Raw genomic sequence first — 15,080 nt, 5'->3', positions numbered from 1 at the left:
TCAAGAAAGAAGACCATGAATCTCGCAAACCTGAAAATCGGCAAACGCCTGGCCCTCGGCTTCGGCCTTGTCTGCTCCATGATCGTCGTGATGATCGTCCTGAGCAATGCCATGCTCGCGCGCCTGAACGAGGTCACCGACCAGATCGTCCATCACCGCATGCCCCGGATCGAGGCGACCGGCAAGCTCCTCGGCGAGGTCGACAGCGTCGCGCTCGCGATGCGCAACATGATGCTGACCGAGGAAGCGGCCGCCCGCCAGGCGCATGCCGAGACCATCCACGCCTCGCGGCGCAAGCTGGGCGAGATCATGACCGGGCTGAAAGCGACGCTCAGGAACGGCAAGTCGCGTGAGCTGCTGGCCCGCATGGAGCAGGAACTGGCGGACTACGCGGCCGGCCAGGACATCCAGATCCGGCACATCCACGCCGGCGCCCACGAGGAGGCGCGCGCCTTCCTGAACAGCGAGATGCGCGAGCGCCTGGGGCGCCTGAAGGGCACCATCGGCGAACTGGCGGCGGTGCAGAAGCAGCTCAGCACCGAAGGCGCCATCGCCGCGGCCCAGACCTACAGGAGCACCGCGATGCTGATGTGGGGCTGCGGCGCCGCCGCGCTGGCGCTGGCCGGCGTGGTGGCCTGGTGGATCAGCCGTTCGATCACCCGTCCGGTGACGCGCGCGCTGGAAGTGGCCAACACGGTGGCCGCCGGCGACCTGACCAGCCAGATCGAGGTCAGCACCCGCGACGAGGCCGGCCAGCTGCTGCAGGCGCTGAAGACCATGAACGAGAATTTGGCGCGCACCGTCGGCACGGTCCGCACGGGCACCGACACCATCGCGGTCGCCGCCGCCCAGGTGGCGGCCGGCAGCCAGGACCTGTCGTCCCGCACCGAGCAGCAGGCCGGCGCGCTGGAAGAGACCGCGTCGTCGATGGAAGAACTGACGTCGACGGTCAAGCAGAACGCCGACAACGCGCGCCAGGCGAATGTGCTGGCCGAGGCGGCGTCGAACGTGGCGGAACGCGGCGGCCAGGTGATCGGCCAGGTGGTCGGCACCATGAACGAGATCAATACGTCGGCGACCAGGATCAAGGACATCATCGGCGTCATCGACGGCATCGCGTTCCAGACCAACATCCTGGCGCTGAACGCGGCGGTCGAAGCCGCCCGCGCCGGCGAGCAGGGACGCGGCTTCGCCGTGGTCGCGACCGAGGTGCGCAGCCTGGCCCAGCGTTCGGCCGCGGCAGCCAAGGAAATCAAGACCCTGATCAAAGACTCGACCGACAAGGTCGCCACCGGCAGCAAGCTGGTGGCCGAAGCCGGCGCGACGATGGGAGAGATCGTGGGCAGCGTGCGCCGCGTGACCAACATCATGTCCGAGATCACCGCGGCCAGCCAGGAACAGACGGCCGGCATCGAGCAGATCAACCAGGCGGTGGTGCAGATGGACGAGGGCACGCAGCAGAACGCGGCCCTGGTCGAGGAGGCGGCTGCTGCGGCGACGTCGATGCAGGAGCAGGCAGCAAAGTTGGCGGAGGTCGTGGCGGGCTTCCATATCGGGAATGCCCAGGCGCTCGCCGCAAGCGCGTCCACGGCCAGGAGCGCTCCTCAGCCAGTGCGTGCACCGCGGGTCCTGGCAGCGGGCAAGCCAGTGCTGACGCGAACGGCAGCAGCCAAGGCAAGGACCCTGGCGCCGGCAGGGGAATGGGAAGAGTTCTGATGCAATCGGGCCGCTCGCGAGAGGCGGCGCTGTGAAAAGAAAAAACGGCAAGCCGAAGCTTGCCGTTTTTTTGTCGCTGATGCGAACGATTAGAACGAGTGACGCACGCCCACGTTGAACACGCGCGGATCTGCGCCGAGCGCGGTGACCGGCGGCGTCAGGGTGGCGCCAGCCGAGGTCAGGCCGAACACTGCGTTGTTGCCGTTGCGCATGTGGGCCAGGGTGCTGTAGATGTTGGTGCGCTTCGACAGCGTGTAGGTGTAGGCCAGGGTAACGGCGCTGCCCTTGGAGTAGCTGTCGCCGGGGCCGACGCCCAGGCGCTGCTGCTGGAAGTTCAGGAAGAACTTGTTCGGACCGGTAGCGTAGGACACGCCGAGGTTGCCCTGCTCATACTTGCTGTCCGTACCCGAACCTGGCACGCCGGCACGGTCAGCCACCAGGTAGCCGCCACGGACTTCGAAATCGCCGAACTTGTAGCCCGCGCCGAAACCGTATTGGTTGTCGTCGTCGCTGGCCAGTCGCTCGACGTTCTGGTACGCGACGCCCAGGTACAGGCCCGCGTTCGCGTATTCCAGCGACACGCCAGCCAGGTCGGCCGACGGGCCGGTGGCGGTCTCGCCGGCCGAGTAGGCCGCGCCCAGGGTGAAGCCGCTCAGCGGGTTGCTCTTGTAGTTGACCGAGTTTGCGAGGCGGCGGGTCAGGCGGTCGGTGCCCGAGAAGGCTGCCAGGTTGGAGCCGTAGAAGCCCTGGCCCAGGGTATCGGAGGCGGCGGCGACCGAAGCGATCGGACCGTATTCGCGACCCACGGTGACGGTACCGAAGTTGCCCTGCAGGCCAACCACGGCGCGGCGCTGGAACAGCTGGGAATCGCCCGCGCCGGTGTCGACGGCAACGCCGGCTTCCAGGTTGAAGAGGGCTTTCAGGCCGTTACCGAGGTCTTCGGTGCCGCGGAAACCGATGCGGCTGGTCGACTGGGTGCCGGACTGGGTGACGAAGCGGCTGTCCTCACCGGGCGCGTCGCTGTCCTCGACGCCGACAGAAGCGTCCACCAGGCCGTAGATAGTGACGCTGGTCTGCGCCTGGGCGAACAGGGGCAGGGAAGCCAGGAGGGCCGCTGCAAGGATTTTTTGTTTCATTAGATTTTCTCCATGTTTGATGTTTTAGCACCACTCGAATCATGACACGAGGGGTGGCTATTTGTCACCGATTCCCTCTTGCGAGGGGGCTAATAGGGCCCGGACTGTTGTACCGATGCCGCCTTTTACCAGCTGTAGCGTCAGGATGGTATGAATTACGCCGCGAACGTGTCGGAATAGGACTACGCGAAGCGCAAGCCCGCGGTAAGCAGCCCATGAACGCAGCGATGATCGATGCGGGAGCGAGAACGCGGGCGAGCCGGCGTACAAGATGCGCCGGCGCGGAAAATTGTGGCGTGTTTGAGATTCATTATTCTTGTGAAATAGTGACTCAGAGCACTACCTTAACAGCTGGGCAAGTGCTCGCCCAATAATCCTTAGCACTATGCTTATGCACTTTGCGCTCGCTCAACGCATCCGTTGCGTGTTACCGACAGGTCAGAATGTTCACACTATTCTGCGAGCGCTATCAAAATTATACTCGGTTTCGATACAGAAATCGGTATCGGAACGCCCGAAAAATTGATTGGATCGATCTCGATGCAGCGCCTACCATTCTGTCAAGCATGAAAAAAATGCAGCCGCCCCCACAAGGCGGCGCACCTAATAACGACAGAGGAGACGTATGAAACGCTATGCATCGGGCCAAGCCGTGCCCAACACCTGCCGCGCATTCATGTTGCGCGCAACCGTCGCAGCCCTTGCCGGCGCGGGTCTGATGAGCGCCGCCACCGTCGGCGCCCAGGAAGTCGCCGCCGCTCCGGCCGATGCACCGGTGGCGCAAGCCCCGGCCGATGCCGCGACCGGCAGCGCGCGCAAGGACGCCGACAAGCAGGCCGCCATCGTCACCGTCACCGGCACCCGCCAGGCGGCCCAGAGCGCCCAGAACATCAAGCGCAACGCCGAGCAGGTCATCGATTCCATCGTCGCCGACGACATCGGCAAGTTCCCGGACAAGAACGTCGCCGAGATCCTCGGCCGCGTGCCCGGCGTGCAGGTGATCCGCCAGAACGGCGAAGCCGGCAACGTCGTGATCCGCGGCCTGGGCGGCATCACCACCCTGTACAACGGCCGCGAGATGTTCACCGCCGCCGGCCGCAGCCTGTTCCTGGCCGACGTGCCGGTCGCGATGCTGCAGCGCGTGGACGTGTATAAATCGCAGGGCGCCGACATGGTCGAAGGCGGCACCTCGGGCGTGATCGACGTGCGCACCAACCGTCCGTTCGACTTCAAGGGCGCGCAGGCCGCGTTCAACGTCCGCGGCGAGCACCGCGACAAGGCCGACAAGGTCGACCCGAACGTCTCGGGCATGCTGTCGAACCGCTGGAAGACCGGCATCGGCGAGATCGGCCTGCTGGGCGGCCTGTCGTACCAGCGCGGCCGCTACCACGACGAAACCGCCTTCGTCGGCGCGCCGATGACGATCGACCGCGGCATCACCGGCGCCGACGCGATGGGCCGCGTGATGGGCAGCGGCGACCGCAAGCGCGTGGCCGGCAACCTGTCGGCGCAGTGGCGTCCGAGCAAGGACCTCGAGGTCTATGCCGAAGGCTTCTCGACCAAGATCGACCACGACTCGCAGAGCATCTTCTTCGTCGGCGGCCTGCCGATCAATAACCCAGCTTCGACCGTCACGACCGTGCCGGGCACGAACTACCTGCACTCGATCAGCAACCCGAACGTCAATACCTTCACCCTGAGCTCGACCCAGGCGCGGCGCGACGACTCGGAAACCCACCAGGGTGCGGTCGGCGCGATCTGGAAAGTCACGCCGGGCATCCGTGTCAGCTCCGAACTGGTGCGTACCGTCAGCAAGTACAGCCAGCAGAACCCGATCCTCGACACGGTGATGGATATCGCCAAGCCGATCAGCGCCGAAGTGCGCGACGGCGGCGGCTTCCTGACCTACCCGGGCGTGAACATGACCGACCCGAACAACTGGACCCTGTTCGCCCTGTTCGACAACCACAACCGCTCGCGCGGCGCGGCCACCGACTGGCGCGGCGATATCGCCTGGATGCCGGAAGCCGACGGCTTCATCAAGGAAGTCAGCGCCGGCGCGCGCATCGCCCGGCGCGACGCCACCTACGTGCATGAGCTGAACGGCTTTTCGGAAGCGCCGAGAAGGTTTACGCCGAACGCCATCAAGGTCACCAGCATCCCGGGCCTGAACTGCACCAGCCCCGAGACCGGCGGCGACTACGGCATGAACCAGTTCTACGCCCCGTGCCTGGACTACCTGCTCGATAACACCGCCGTGGTGCGCCAGGCGGTGACGGGAAGTTCCGCGCCGAAGGCCGACGATCCGCTGTCGTTCTATGCGGATCGCGAGAAGACCCAGGCGGTCTACCTGAAGGCGAACTTCGGCTTCGACGCCGGCCCGATTCCCGTGGACGGCACCGTCGGCGCGCGCTACGTGAAGACCAAGCAGCGCATCAGCGGCTTCTCGTCGAACAACGGCGTGATTTCGCCGACCACCGTCGAAACCTCGACCAACGACGTGCTTCCGAGCCTGTCGATGCGCGCCCACTTCCGCCAGGACCTGATCGGCCGCCTGAGCGCGAGCAAGGCGATCGAGCGCGCGCCGTTCGGCGACTTCAATCCGGGCCTGGTGCTGTTCCCGTCGACCACGACCACCCTGGCGACCGGCACCGCGGGCAACCCGCAACTGAAACCGCAGGAAGCGCGCAACGTCGACGTGGCCCTGGAGTGGTACTTCGCGCCGGCCGGCTCGTTCACCACCACGCTGTTCCACCACAAGTACGAGAACTACCTGCGCCGCACCTCGCGTCCGGAAGTCCACGACGGCGTGACCTACAACGTCAGCCGTCCGTACAACGCGGTGGAGGGCAGCCTGAAAGGCGCCGAACTGGCCTACCAGCAGTTCTACACCTCGCTCCCGGGCTGGCTGGGCGGCCTGGGCATGCAGGCCAACGTCACCTTCATGGACGGCGGCCTGGCCGAAGCGGATGGCACCATCAACACCTTCGCCGGCATGTCGCGCCGCTCGGCCAACCTGGTGGGCCTGTACGAGTACGGCAAGTGGTCGGCGCGCGTGGCCTACAGCTGGCGCGACAAGTTCACGGCCGAGTACAACTACCGTGCGACCCCGTACAACATCGTCGTCGATCCGCTCAAGACCCTGGACGCGTCGATCTCGTACAAGCTGACCGATAACGTGACCATCACGCTGGACGGCAGCAACCTGCTGGACCAGGCGTACCACGACTACCACAGCGTGCCGCAGCTGCCGCGCGACATCCGCCGCTACGACCGGGTGGTGGGCCTGGCCCTGCGCTGGCGCAATTGAAGCCGGTCCCTGACAGGCTGACGAAGTAAACAAAGGGGCGCTGCACCGCATTTCCGGGCAGTGCCCCCGGTTGTTTGGAACGGACGGGAATCATGCAAACTCAAAAACTCTCCACCATCGAAAAAGCGGGCTTCGGCGCCGGCGACATGGCCCTCAACGTGGTGATCTCGTCGATGATGCTGATCATTACCTTCTTCTATACCGACATCTACGGTCTCAAGACCAGCGACCTGGCGGCGCTGTTCGTGGCCGTGAAGCTGGTGGGGGCGATCGCCGACCTGGCGATGGGGCAGATGACCGACGCCTTCCTGTCGCGCTGGGGGCGCTACCGTCCCTACCTGCTGCTGCTGGCGCTGCCCTACGGCCTGAGCGTGTTCCTGGTGTTCACCACCCCGGACTGGGGCTATGACGCCAAGCTGGTCTGGGCCTACTCGACCTACATCCTGATGACCCTGATGACGGCGGGCGTGGGCATTCCCTACATCTCGCTGATCAGCGGCCTGACCTCGGACCCGCAGGAACGCCTGTCGGCCAACGGCTACCGCCTGTTCTTCGCCAAGGTGGGCGCCTTCATGGTGACGATCATCGTGCCGATGCTGGCCAAGCACTGGGACGACGCCAATCCGGCGGCCGGCTACCAGGCGGCGATGGCGGTGATGGCGGCGATGGGCGTGCTGCTGTTCCTGCTGTGCTTCTTCACCACCACCGAGCGCGTGATCCACAAGGTGGAGAAGCAGCCGCTGCGCGACCAGGTCAAGGTGCTGCTGCAGAACGACCAGTGGCTGATCCTGTGCGCGGTGTGCGTGACCGGCACCATCGGCTACGTGATCCGCGGCTCGGTGGCGATCTACTACGCCAAGTACTACCTGGGCGGGGACACGGCGACGGTCTCGGCCTTCCTGTCGACCGGCGTGGCGGCGGCGATCCTGGCGATGGTGGTGTCCACCTGGACCACCAAGTTCTACTGCAAGGTCAAGCTGTTCCGCAACACCCAGCTCGCGGTGGCGGTGCTGAGCGTGCTGATCTACTTCCTGGTGAAGCCGGGCGACCTGGTGCTGGCCTTCGCGCTGTACTTCGTGCTGTCGCTGGTGGTGGACCTGCACGCGCCGGTGTTCTGGTCGGCGATCGCCGAGACCATCGACTACGGCCAGGTCAAGACCGGCAAGCGCGTCTCGGGCTTCGCCTTCGGCGGCATCTCGGTGTGCCAGAAGGCCGGCATGGCGATCGGCGGCGCGATGGTCGGCATCCTGCTGAACTACTTCCAGTACCAGCCGAACCAGGAACAGTCGAGCCTGGCGCTGCAGGGCATCGCCCTGATGCTGTCCGTGATCCCGGGCTTCTTCCACTTCCTGATGGGCGCCCTGATGTTCAAGTACCGCATCAGCGACAGCTACTACAGCACCGTCAAGAAAGAAATGCATACCCACGGCTACGTCGCCAGCTAACGGGCCAACAACCGAATCGAGATGACCATGCAAGAAACCCTGCTGAAACCCCTGATCGAACAACGCGCCGATCCGTACATCTACAAGCACACCGACGGCTATTACTACTTCACCGCCTCGGTCCCCCTGTACGACCGCATCGAGCTGCGCCGCGCAAGCACCATCGCCGGCCTGGCCAGCGCCCACACGGTCACCGCCTGGACCAAGCCCGACACCGGCCCTTACTCCGAACTGGTCTGGGCCCCCGAGATCCACTTCAACCAGGGCGCCTGGTACGTGTATTTCGCCGCCGCCCCCAGCCGCGACATCAAGCACAAGCTGTTCCAGCACCGCATGTACGCGATCCGCAACGCCAGCGCCAACCCGCTGGAAGGCGAGTGGGAGTTCATGGGCCAGGTCGACACCGGCATCGACAGCTTCTGCCTGGACGCCACCACCTTCACCCACAAGGGCCGGCTGTACTACCTGTGGGCGCAGAAGGATGTCGAGATCGAGGGCAACTCGAACCTCTACATCGCCCCGATGAAGACCCCGACGCAGATCGAGGGCAAGCCTATCCTGCTGAGCAAGCCGGAATACGACTGGGAAACCATCGGCTTCTGGGTCAACGAAGGCCCGTCGGTCCTGCGCCGCAACGGCAAGATCTTCATCAGCTATTCCGCCAGCGCCACCGACCATAACTACGCGATGGGCCTGCTGTGGGCCGACGAGGACGCCGACCTGCTCGACCCCGCGTCCTGGACCAAGGCGACAGAGCCGGTTTTTCGTACGTGTTACGATCATGGCATCTACGGCCCAGGTCACAACAGCTTCACGTATGCCGAAGACAACGACACCGTCATGCTGGTCTACCACGCGCGCACGTACACCGAGATCGTCGGCGATCCGCTCTGGAATCCCGATCGTCACACCTTCGTGAAACCGCTGCGCTGGGACGAGCAGGGGATGCCGGTCTTCGGTCGGCCATCCACTTACTGAGGACGACAACACCGTGCATACCGGTATCACGCAAGCGCCGTTCGGGCAGTTGCCTGACGGCGCGTCCATTACGCAATTCACGCTCGCCAATGCCAATGGCATGGTGGTGAAGATCATCGACTTCGGCGGCGTCATCACCGAGCTGCATGCGCCCGACCGCGAGGGCCGCTTCGCCGACGTGGTGCTCGGGTTCGACACGCTCGAACCCTACCGCGGCGACAGCCCGTATTTCGGGGCGCTGATCGGCCGCTACGGCAACCGCATCGGAAAAGGGCGCTTCACCCTCGATGGCAAGGCATTCCAGCTGCCGACGAACAACGGCAACAACCACCTGCATGGCGGGCCGGCCGGCTTCGACAAGGTCAGGTGGAACGCCGCCATCGACGGCGACAGCCTGCGCCTGAGCTACCGCAGCGTGGACGGCGAGCAGGGCTACCCGGGCAACCTGGATGCCACCGTGGTCTACACCCTGACCGACGACAACGAGCTGGTGGTGCGCTTCCATGCGGTGAGCGACCGGCCCACGCCGGTAAACCTGACCCAGCACAGCTACTTCAACCTGGCGGGCGAGGGTGATATCCTGGGCCACGAGCTGAGCATCGATGCCGACGCCTTCGTCCCGATCGACGCCGAATCGATCCCGCTCGGCGCGCTGGCGCAGGTGGCGGGCACGCCCTTCGACTTCCGCACCCCGCGTCCGATCGGCGAGCGCATCGGCCAGCCGGACAAGCAGCTGCGCCATGGCCTGGGCTACGACCATAACTTCGCGCTCAACAAGCCGAACGGCAAGACCATGACGCGCGCCGCGCGCGTGGTCGAGCCGGGCTCGGGCCGGGTGCTGGAGCTGTACACCGAGGAGCCGGGCGTGCAGTTCTACAGCGGGAACTTCCTCGACGGCACGCTCAAGGGCAAGGGCCGCAGCTATGCCCACCGCAGCGGCTTCTGCCTGGAGCCGCAGCACTTCCCGGATTCGCCGAACCAGCCGCAGTTCCCGAACACGATCCTGCGTCCGGGCGAGGTGTACCAGACCGTTTCCCGTTTCCGCTTCTCCGTGGAGAAATAACGCATGATGGAGCTGTTCCTCGACACCCGGCACGAGCTGGGCGAATGCGTGCTGTGGTGCGAACGCACCCGGCGCCTGCTGTGGACCGATATTCCGGCCTCGACCCTGTGGTCGCACTCGCCATCCACCGGCAAGACGTTCAGCTGGCAACTGCCCGAGCGCCTGTGCTCCTTCGCCCTGACCGGCAGCGACGACCGCCTGCTGCTGGGGCTGGCCTCGGGCCTGGCCTTCTTCACGTTTTCGACCGGCAAAGTGACGCGCATCTGCGACGTCGAGGCCGACATCCCCTCCACGCGCCTGAACGACGGCCGTTGCGACCGCCAGGGACGCTTCGTGTTCGGCATGTTCAACCAGGCCGAGAATCCGAAGTCCGCCATGGGCAGTTTCTACCGCCTGAACCTCGACCTGAGTCTCGAACGCCTGCCGCTCGGGCATGTCGCGATCGCGAACAGTATCTGCTTCAGTCCGGACGGGCGCAGGATGTACTTCGCCGATTCGCTGACGCGGGAGATCCGCTGTTGCGACTACAACCCGTGCAGCGGCGAGATCGGCGAAGCGCGCGTGTTCGTCGCGGCCGATGCGGCGCCGGGAGAGCCGGATGGTTCCACCATCGATGCCGACGGCTACCTGTGGACGACGCGCTGGGGAGCGGGGCAGGTGATGCGCTTCGCACCGGATGGCCGCCTGGACCGCGTGCTGGAGCTCGACGCCCCGCAGCCGAGCTGCCCGGCGTTCGGCGGGCCCGATCTGTCCACGCTCTACGTCACCAGCGCCCATCTCGGCATGACGCAGAACGACCGCGCCGCCGCGCCCCTGTCGGGCGCCGTGTTCCGCCAGGCGCTGGACGTGCGCGGCTTGCCCGAGTCCCGCTTCCTGCATCGCTGAGATACTAAAAGCGATATCGATGTTGGCTAAAAATTGATTGGAAAGTTATCTTGATGCATTTTAGTATGCCTTATCGCTGATCGGGAGACACCAGAGCGGCACACCCCGGCTCTGGCCGAAAAATAACGAGGAGGAATACTGAAATGTCCGAGACGAAGAAAAAGACCACGCTGCGCTCCGCCGCGTGGTTCGGGACCCAGGACAAGAACGGCTTCATGTACCGGAGCTGGATGAAGAACCAGGGCATTCCCGACCATGAATTCCAGGGCAAGCCGATCATCGGCATCTGCAACACCTGGTCCGAACTCACCCCCTGCAACGCCCATTTCCGCAAGCTGGCCGAACACGTCAAGCGCGGGATCCTGGAAGCCGGCGGCTTCCCGGTCGAGTTCCCCGTGTTCTCGAACGGCGAATCGAACCTGCGCCCGACCGCCATGCTGACCCGTAACCTGGCCAGCATGGACGTCGAAGAATCGATCCGCGGCAACCCGATGGACGCCGTCGTGCTGCTGGTCGGTTGCGACAAGACCACCCCGGCCCTGCTGATGGGCGCGGCCAGCGTCGACCTGCCGACCATCGTCGTCACCGGCGGCCCCATGCTCAACGGTAAGCTGAACGGCAAGGACATCGGTTCCGGCACCGCCGTCTGGCAGCTGCACGAGCAGGCCAAGGCCGGCCAGATCACGATGCACGAATTCCTGTCCGCCGAAGCCGGCCACTCGCGCTCGGCCGGCACCTGCAACACCATGGGCACCGCATCGACCATGGCCTGCATGGCCGAGGCGCTGGGCACCTCGCTGCCGCACAACGCCGCGATTCCGGCGGTGGACGCGCGCCGCTACGTGCTGGCCCACATGTCGGGCATCCGCATCGTCGAGATGGTGCACGAAGACCTGAAGCTGTCGAAGATCCTGAAGCGCGAGAACTTCGAGAACGCAATTCGTGTCAATGCTGCGATCGGCGGCTCGACCAACGCCGTGATCCACCTGAAGGCGATCGCCGGCCGCGTCGGCGTGCCGCTCGAGCTGGAAGACTGGACCAGGATCGGCAAGGGCACCCCGACCGTGGTCGACCTGCTGCCTTCGGGCCGCTACCTGATGGAAGAGTTCTACTACGCGGGCGGCCTGCCGGCCGTGATCCGCCGCCTGGGCGAGGGCGACCTGATCCCGCACAAGGACGCGCTGACCGTCAACGGCAGGAGCCTGTGGCAGAACTGCGAAGACGCGCCGATCTACAACGACGAAGTGGTGCGCAAGCTGGACAACCCGCTGATCGCCGATGGCGGCATCTGCATCCTGCGCGGCAACCTGGCCCCGCGCGGCGCCGTGCTCAAGCCGTCGGCAGCCTCGCCGCACCTGATGAAGCACCGCGGCAAGGCGGTCGTGTTCGAGGACTTCGACCACTACAAGCAGCGCATCAACGACCCGGACCTGGACGTGGACGAGAACTCGGTGCTCCTGATGAAGAACTGCGGCCCGAAGGGTTACCCGGGCATGGCCGAAGTGGGCAACATGGGCCTGCCGCCCAAGCTGCTGGCGAAAGGCGTCACCGACATGGTGCGCATCTCGGACGCCCGCATGAGCGGCACCGCCTACGGCACCGTGGTGCTGCACGTGGCGCCGGAAGCGATGGCCGGCGGCCCGCTGGGCATCGTCCAGGATGGCGACTGGATCCAGCTGGATTGCCAGGGCGGCGCCCTGAACGTCGAGCTGTCGGACGAAGAGATCCGCAAGCGCCTGGCCGACCGCGCCGAGAACAGCAAGCCGGTCCAGCACAGCGGCTACCAGCGGCTCTATCTCGACCACGTGCTGCAGGCGGACGAAGGCTGCGACTTCGACTTCCTCAAGGGCTGCCGCGGTTCCGCGGTTCCCAAGCACTCGCACTGATTCATACGTTGGAACGCGTGGACAGCTTGCTGTCCACGCGTTCAACGCACGTATCCCGACTGGACACCAACAAGGAGACCGGGCCATGCTGCTCGTACAATTTCTGACCGAATCGCAGGAGCGCCGTGTCGGCATCCTGCACGACAACATCATCCGCGTCATCAACGGCTACGCCACCACGCTGGACCTGGCGCGCGCCGCCATCGCCTGCGGCACCGGGCTGGCGCAACTGGCCGACACCTCCGCCGGCCTCGAGAGCTTCCACTACGACGACGTGGCCAGCTCCGGCCGCATCCTGCCGCCGCTCGACCATCCGGACGCGGCCCACTGCTACGTCACCGGCACCGGCCTGACCCACCTGGGCAGCGCCGACACCCGCGACGCGATGCACAAGAAGATCGGCGGCGACGTCGAGACGCTGAGCGACAGCATGAAGATGTTCCGCATGGGCGTCGAAGGCGGCAAGCCCGCATCGGGCACTCCGGGCGTGCAGCCGGAATGGTTCTACAAGGGCGACGGCTCGATCCTGCGCGCCACCGGCCAGGACCTCGACATGCCCGACTTCTCGCTCGACGGCGGCGAAGAGCCGGAGATCGCCGGCCTGTACCTGATCGGCGACGACGGCCAGCCTTACCGCCTCGGTTTCGCGATCGGCAACGAGTTCTCGGACCACGTCACCGAACGCCAGAACTACCTCTACCTGGCCCACTCGAAGCTGCGCAACTGCGGCGTCGGCCCGGCGCTGCTGGTCGGCGACCTGCCGGCCCACGTGGCGGGCACTTCGCGCATCCTTGACAAGGAAGGCAAGGTGCGCTGGGAGAAGGCCTTTGTCAGCGGCGAGCAGAACATGTCGCACACCATCGAGAACCTGGAATACCACCACTTCAAGTACGGCCTGTTCAACCGTCCGGGCGACGTGCACATCCACTTCTTCGGCACCGCCACCCTGAGCTTCGCCGACAGCGTGCGGGTCGAGGCGGGCGAGAGCTTCGAAGTCGAGTCGCCGGCCTTCGGCCCGGCCCTGCGCAACCGCCTGGCGGTCCATGCCACCGAATTTGCGAAAGTGAAGACCTTATGAGCATCACCGGCGAAGCCATCATCGGCGGCGTCCAGGAACGCGGCGCCGCGGGTTCCTTCAAGGCCTGGGATCCGACCCGGCGCGAATACCTGGAACCAAGCTTCCACATGGTGACCCCGGACCAGATCGACCGCGCCTGCCGCCTGGCGGGCGAGGCCTTCGATACCTTCCGCGCCACCACCGACGCGCAGCGCGCAACATTCCTCGACACCGTGGCCGAGCAGATCCTGGCCATCGGCGACGAACTGATCGAACGCGCGATGGCGGAAACCGGCCTGCCGCGCGTGCGCCTGGAGGGCGAACGCATGCGCACCGTGAACCAGCTGCGCATGTTCGGCGAACTGCTGCGCGAAGGTTCCTGGGCCGATGCCCGCCTCGACAGCCCGCTGCCGGAACGCAGCCCGCCGCGCCCGGACCTGCGCATGCGCCTGCTCGGCGTCGGCCCGGTCGCCGTGTTCGCGGCCAGTAACTTCCCGCTCGCGTTCTCGGTCGCCGGCGGCGATACCGCCTCGGCCTTCGCGGCCGGCTGCCCGGTGGTGCTGAAGGCCCACTCGGCGCATCCGGGCACCTCGGAGCTGGTGGCGCGCGCCGTCGCCAAAGCCGTGCAGCTGTGCGAACTGCCGGCCGGCGTGTTCGCGCTGCTGACCGGCACCGGCAACGGCATCGGCCAGGCCCTGGTCGGCCATCCGGCGATCCAGGCGGTCGGCTTCACCGGCTCGCGTTCGGGCGGCACCGCCCTGATGGCGGTCGCCGCGGTGCGCAAGCAGCCGATCCCGGTGTATGCCGAGATGAGCAGCATTAACCCGGTGTTCGTGATGCCGGGCGCGCTGCAGAATCGCGCCGAGGAAATCGGCAAGGGCTTCGCCGTCTCGCTGACCATGGGCGTCGGCCAGTTCTGCACCAACCCCGGCCTCGTGCTGGCGGTGGAAGGCCCGGGCCTGGACGCGTTCTGCAAGGCCGCGACCGCCGCGCTGGCGGCCACCAGCGCCGCCGTCATGCTGAACCAGAACATCGCCGACAGCTACCGCCGCGGCGTGGATGCGCTGGCGAGGAACGAGGCCCTGAGCACCCTGGCCCGCCTCGAGCATGAGGAAGGCAAGGGCGCCGCCGCCTTCTTCCGCACCAGCGCGGAAGCCTTCCTGGTGCGCCATGAGCTGCACGAGGAAGTGTTCGGCCCGGCCTCGGTGCTGGTGGTCTGCAAGGACGTGGCCCAGCTGGGCGAGGTGGCGGAAGTGCTGGAAGGCCAGCTGACCGCGACCCTGCAGATCGATCCGGCCGACGTCGACGCCGCCAAGGCACTGCTGCCAGTCCTGGAGCGCAAGGTCGGCCGCATCCTGGCGAACGGGTTCCCGACCGGCGTCGAGGTCTCGACCGCGATGGTGCACGGCGGTCCGTTCCCGTCGACGGCCGATGGCCGCAGCACATCGGTCGGTACCGGTGCGATCAGCCGCTTCCTGCGTCCGGTCTGCTACCAGAACCTGCCGGCCGAGCTGCTGCCGGAATCCCTGCGCGACGGCAACCCGCTCGGCATCTGGCGCCGCCGCGACGGCGCGTTGACCAAAGCGTAAAAATCAACGCACAAT

General features: G+C 65.9%; 10 protein-coding genes. 9 read left to right on the top strand and 1 reads right to left on the bottom strand.

Annotation, left to right across the window (positions count from 1 at the left end; all coding sequences use genetic code 11):
• The first annotated feature begins 15 nt into the window (after nucleotides 1–15).
• A complete protein-coding gene (locus H162_RS0116105; RefSeq protein WP_020654512.1) occupies nucleotides 16–1,716 on the top strand; it encodes a methyl-accepting chemotaxis protein in 1,701 nt (566 codons plus the stop codon).
• Nucleotides 1,717–1,805: 89 nt separating this feature from the next.
• On the opposite strand, the gene H162_RS0116100 is transcribed toward H162_RS0116105, so the two are convergent.
• Nucleotides 1,806–2,852, bottom strand: coding sequence for a porin (locus H162_RS0116100; protein WP_020654511.1), 1,047 nt, complete (start codon nucleotides 2,850–2,852; stop codon nucleotides 1,806–1,808).
• Between the two features lie 625 nt (nucleotides 2,853–3,477).
• Between H162_RS0116100 and H162_RS0116095 the strand changes: the two genes are divergently transcribed.
• The 8 genes from H162_RS0116095 (at nucleotide 3,478) to H162_RS0116060 (ending at nucleotide 15,065) form a co-directional block, all read left to right on the top strand.
• Nucleotides 3,478–6,162, top strand: coding sequence for a TonB-dependent receptor (locus H162_RS0116095; RefSeq protein WP_020654510.1), 2,685 nt, complete (start codon nucleotides 3,478–3,480; stop codon nucleotides 6,160–6,162).
• Between the two features lie 92 nt (nucleotides 6,163–6,254).
• Nucleotides 6,255–7,607 (top strand): MFS transporter, encoded by a 1,353-nt coding sequence (locus H162_RS0116090; RefSeq protein WP_020654509.1) that lies wholly within the window; start codon nucleotides 6,255–6,257, stop codon nucleotides 7,605–7,607.
• Between the two features lie 27 nt (nucleotides 7,608–7,634).
• Nucleotides 7,635–8,585 (top strand): glycoside hydrolase family 43 protein, encoded by a 951-nt coding sequence (locus H162_RS0116085; protein ID WP_020654508.1) that lies wholly within the window; start codon nucleotides 7,635–7,637, stop codon nucleotides 8,583–8,585.
• Between the two features lie 13 nt (nucleotides 8,586–8,598).
• Complete coding sequence (locus H162_RS0116080; protein ID WP_026354710.1) at nucleotides 8,599–9,648, top strand: aldose epimerase family protein; 1,050 nt, start codon at nucleotides 8,599–8,601, stop codon at nucleotides 9,646–9,648.
• A gap of 3 nt (nucleotides 9,649–9,651) precedes the next feature.
• Complete coding sequence (locus tag H162_RS0116075; RefSeq protein WP_020654506.1) at nucleotides 9,652–10,533, top strand: SMP-30/gluconolactonase/LRE family protein; 882 nt, start codon at nucleotides 9,652–9,654, stop codon at nucleotides 10,531–10,533.
• Nucleotides 10,534–10,676: 143 nt separating this feature from the next.
• Complete coding sequence (locus H162_RS0116070) at nucleotides 10,677–12,419, top strand: IlvD/Edd family dehydratase (protein WP_020654505.1); 1,743 nt, start codon at nucleotides 10,677–10,679, stop codon at nucleotides 12,417–12,419.
• Nucleotides 12,420–12,504: 85 nt separating this feature from the next.
• The gene (araD1, locus tag H162_RS0116065) at nucleotides 12,505–13,497 is read left to right on the top strand and encodes an AraD1 family protein (RefSeq protein ID WP_020654504.1); all 993 of its coding nucleotides are present in this window, start codon (nucleotides 12,505–12,507) and stop codon (nucleotides 13,495–13,497) included.
• Nucleotides 13,494–15,065, top strand: coding sequence for an aldehyde dehydrogenase (NADP(+)) (locus H162_RS0116060; RefSeq protein WP_020654503.1), 1,572 nt, complete (start codon nucleotides 13,494–13,496; stop codon nucleotides 15,063–15,065). Before araD1 ends, H162_RS0116060 begins: the two co-directional genes overlap by 4 nt.
• Nucleotides 15,066–15,080 lie beyond the last annotated feature (15 nt).

It is taken from the genome of Massilia niastensis DSM 21313, assembly GCF_000382345.1.
Classification (GTDB): Bacteria; Pseudomonadota; Gammaproteobacteria; order Burkholderiales; family Burkholderiaceae_D; genus Telluria; species Telluria niastensis.
This window is presented reverse-complemented; position numbering and strand designations above follow the sequence as displayed.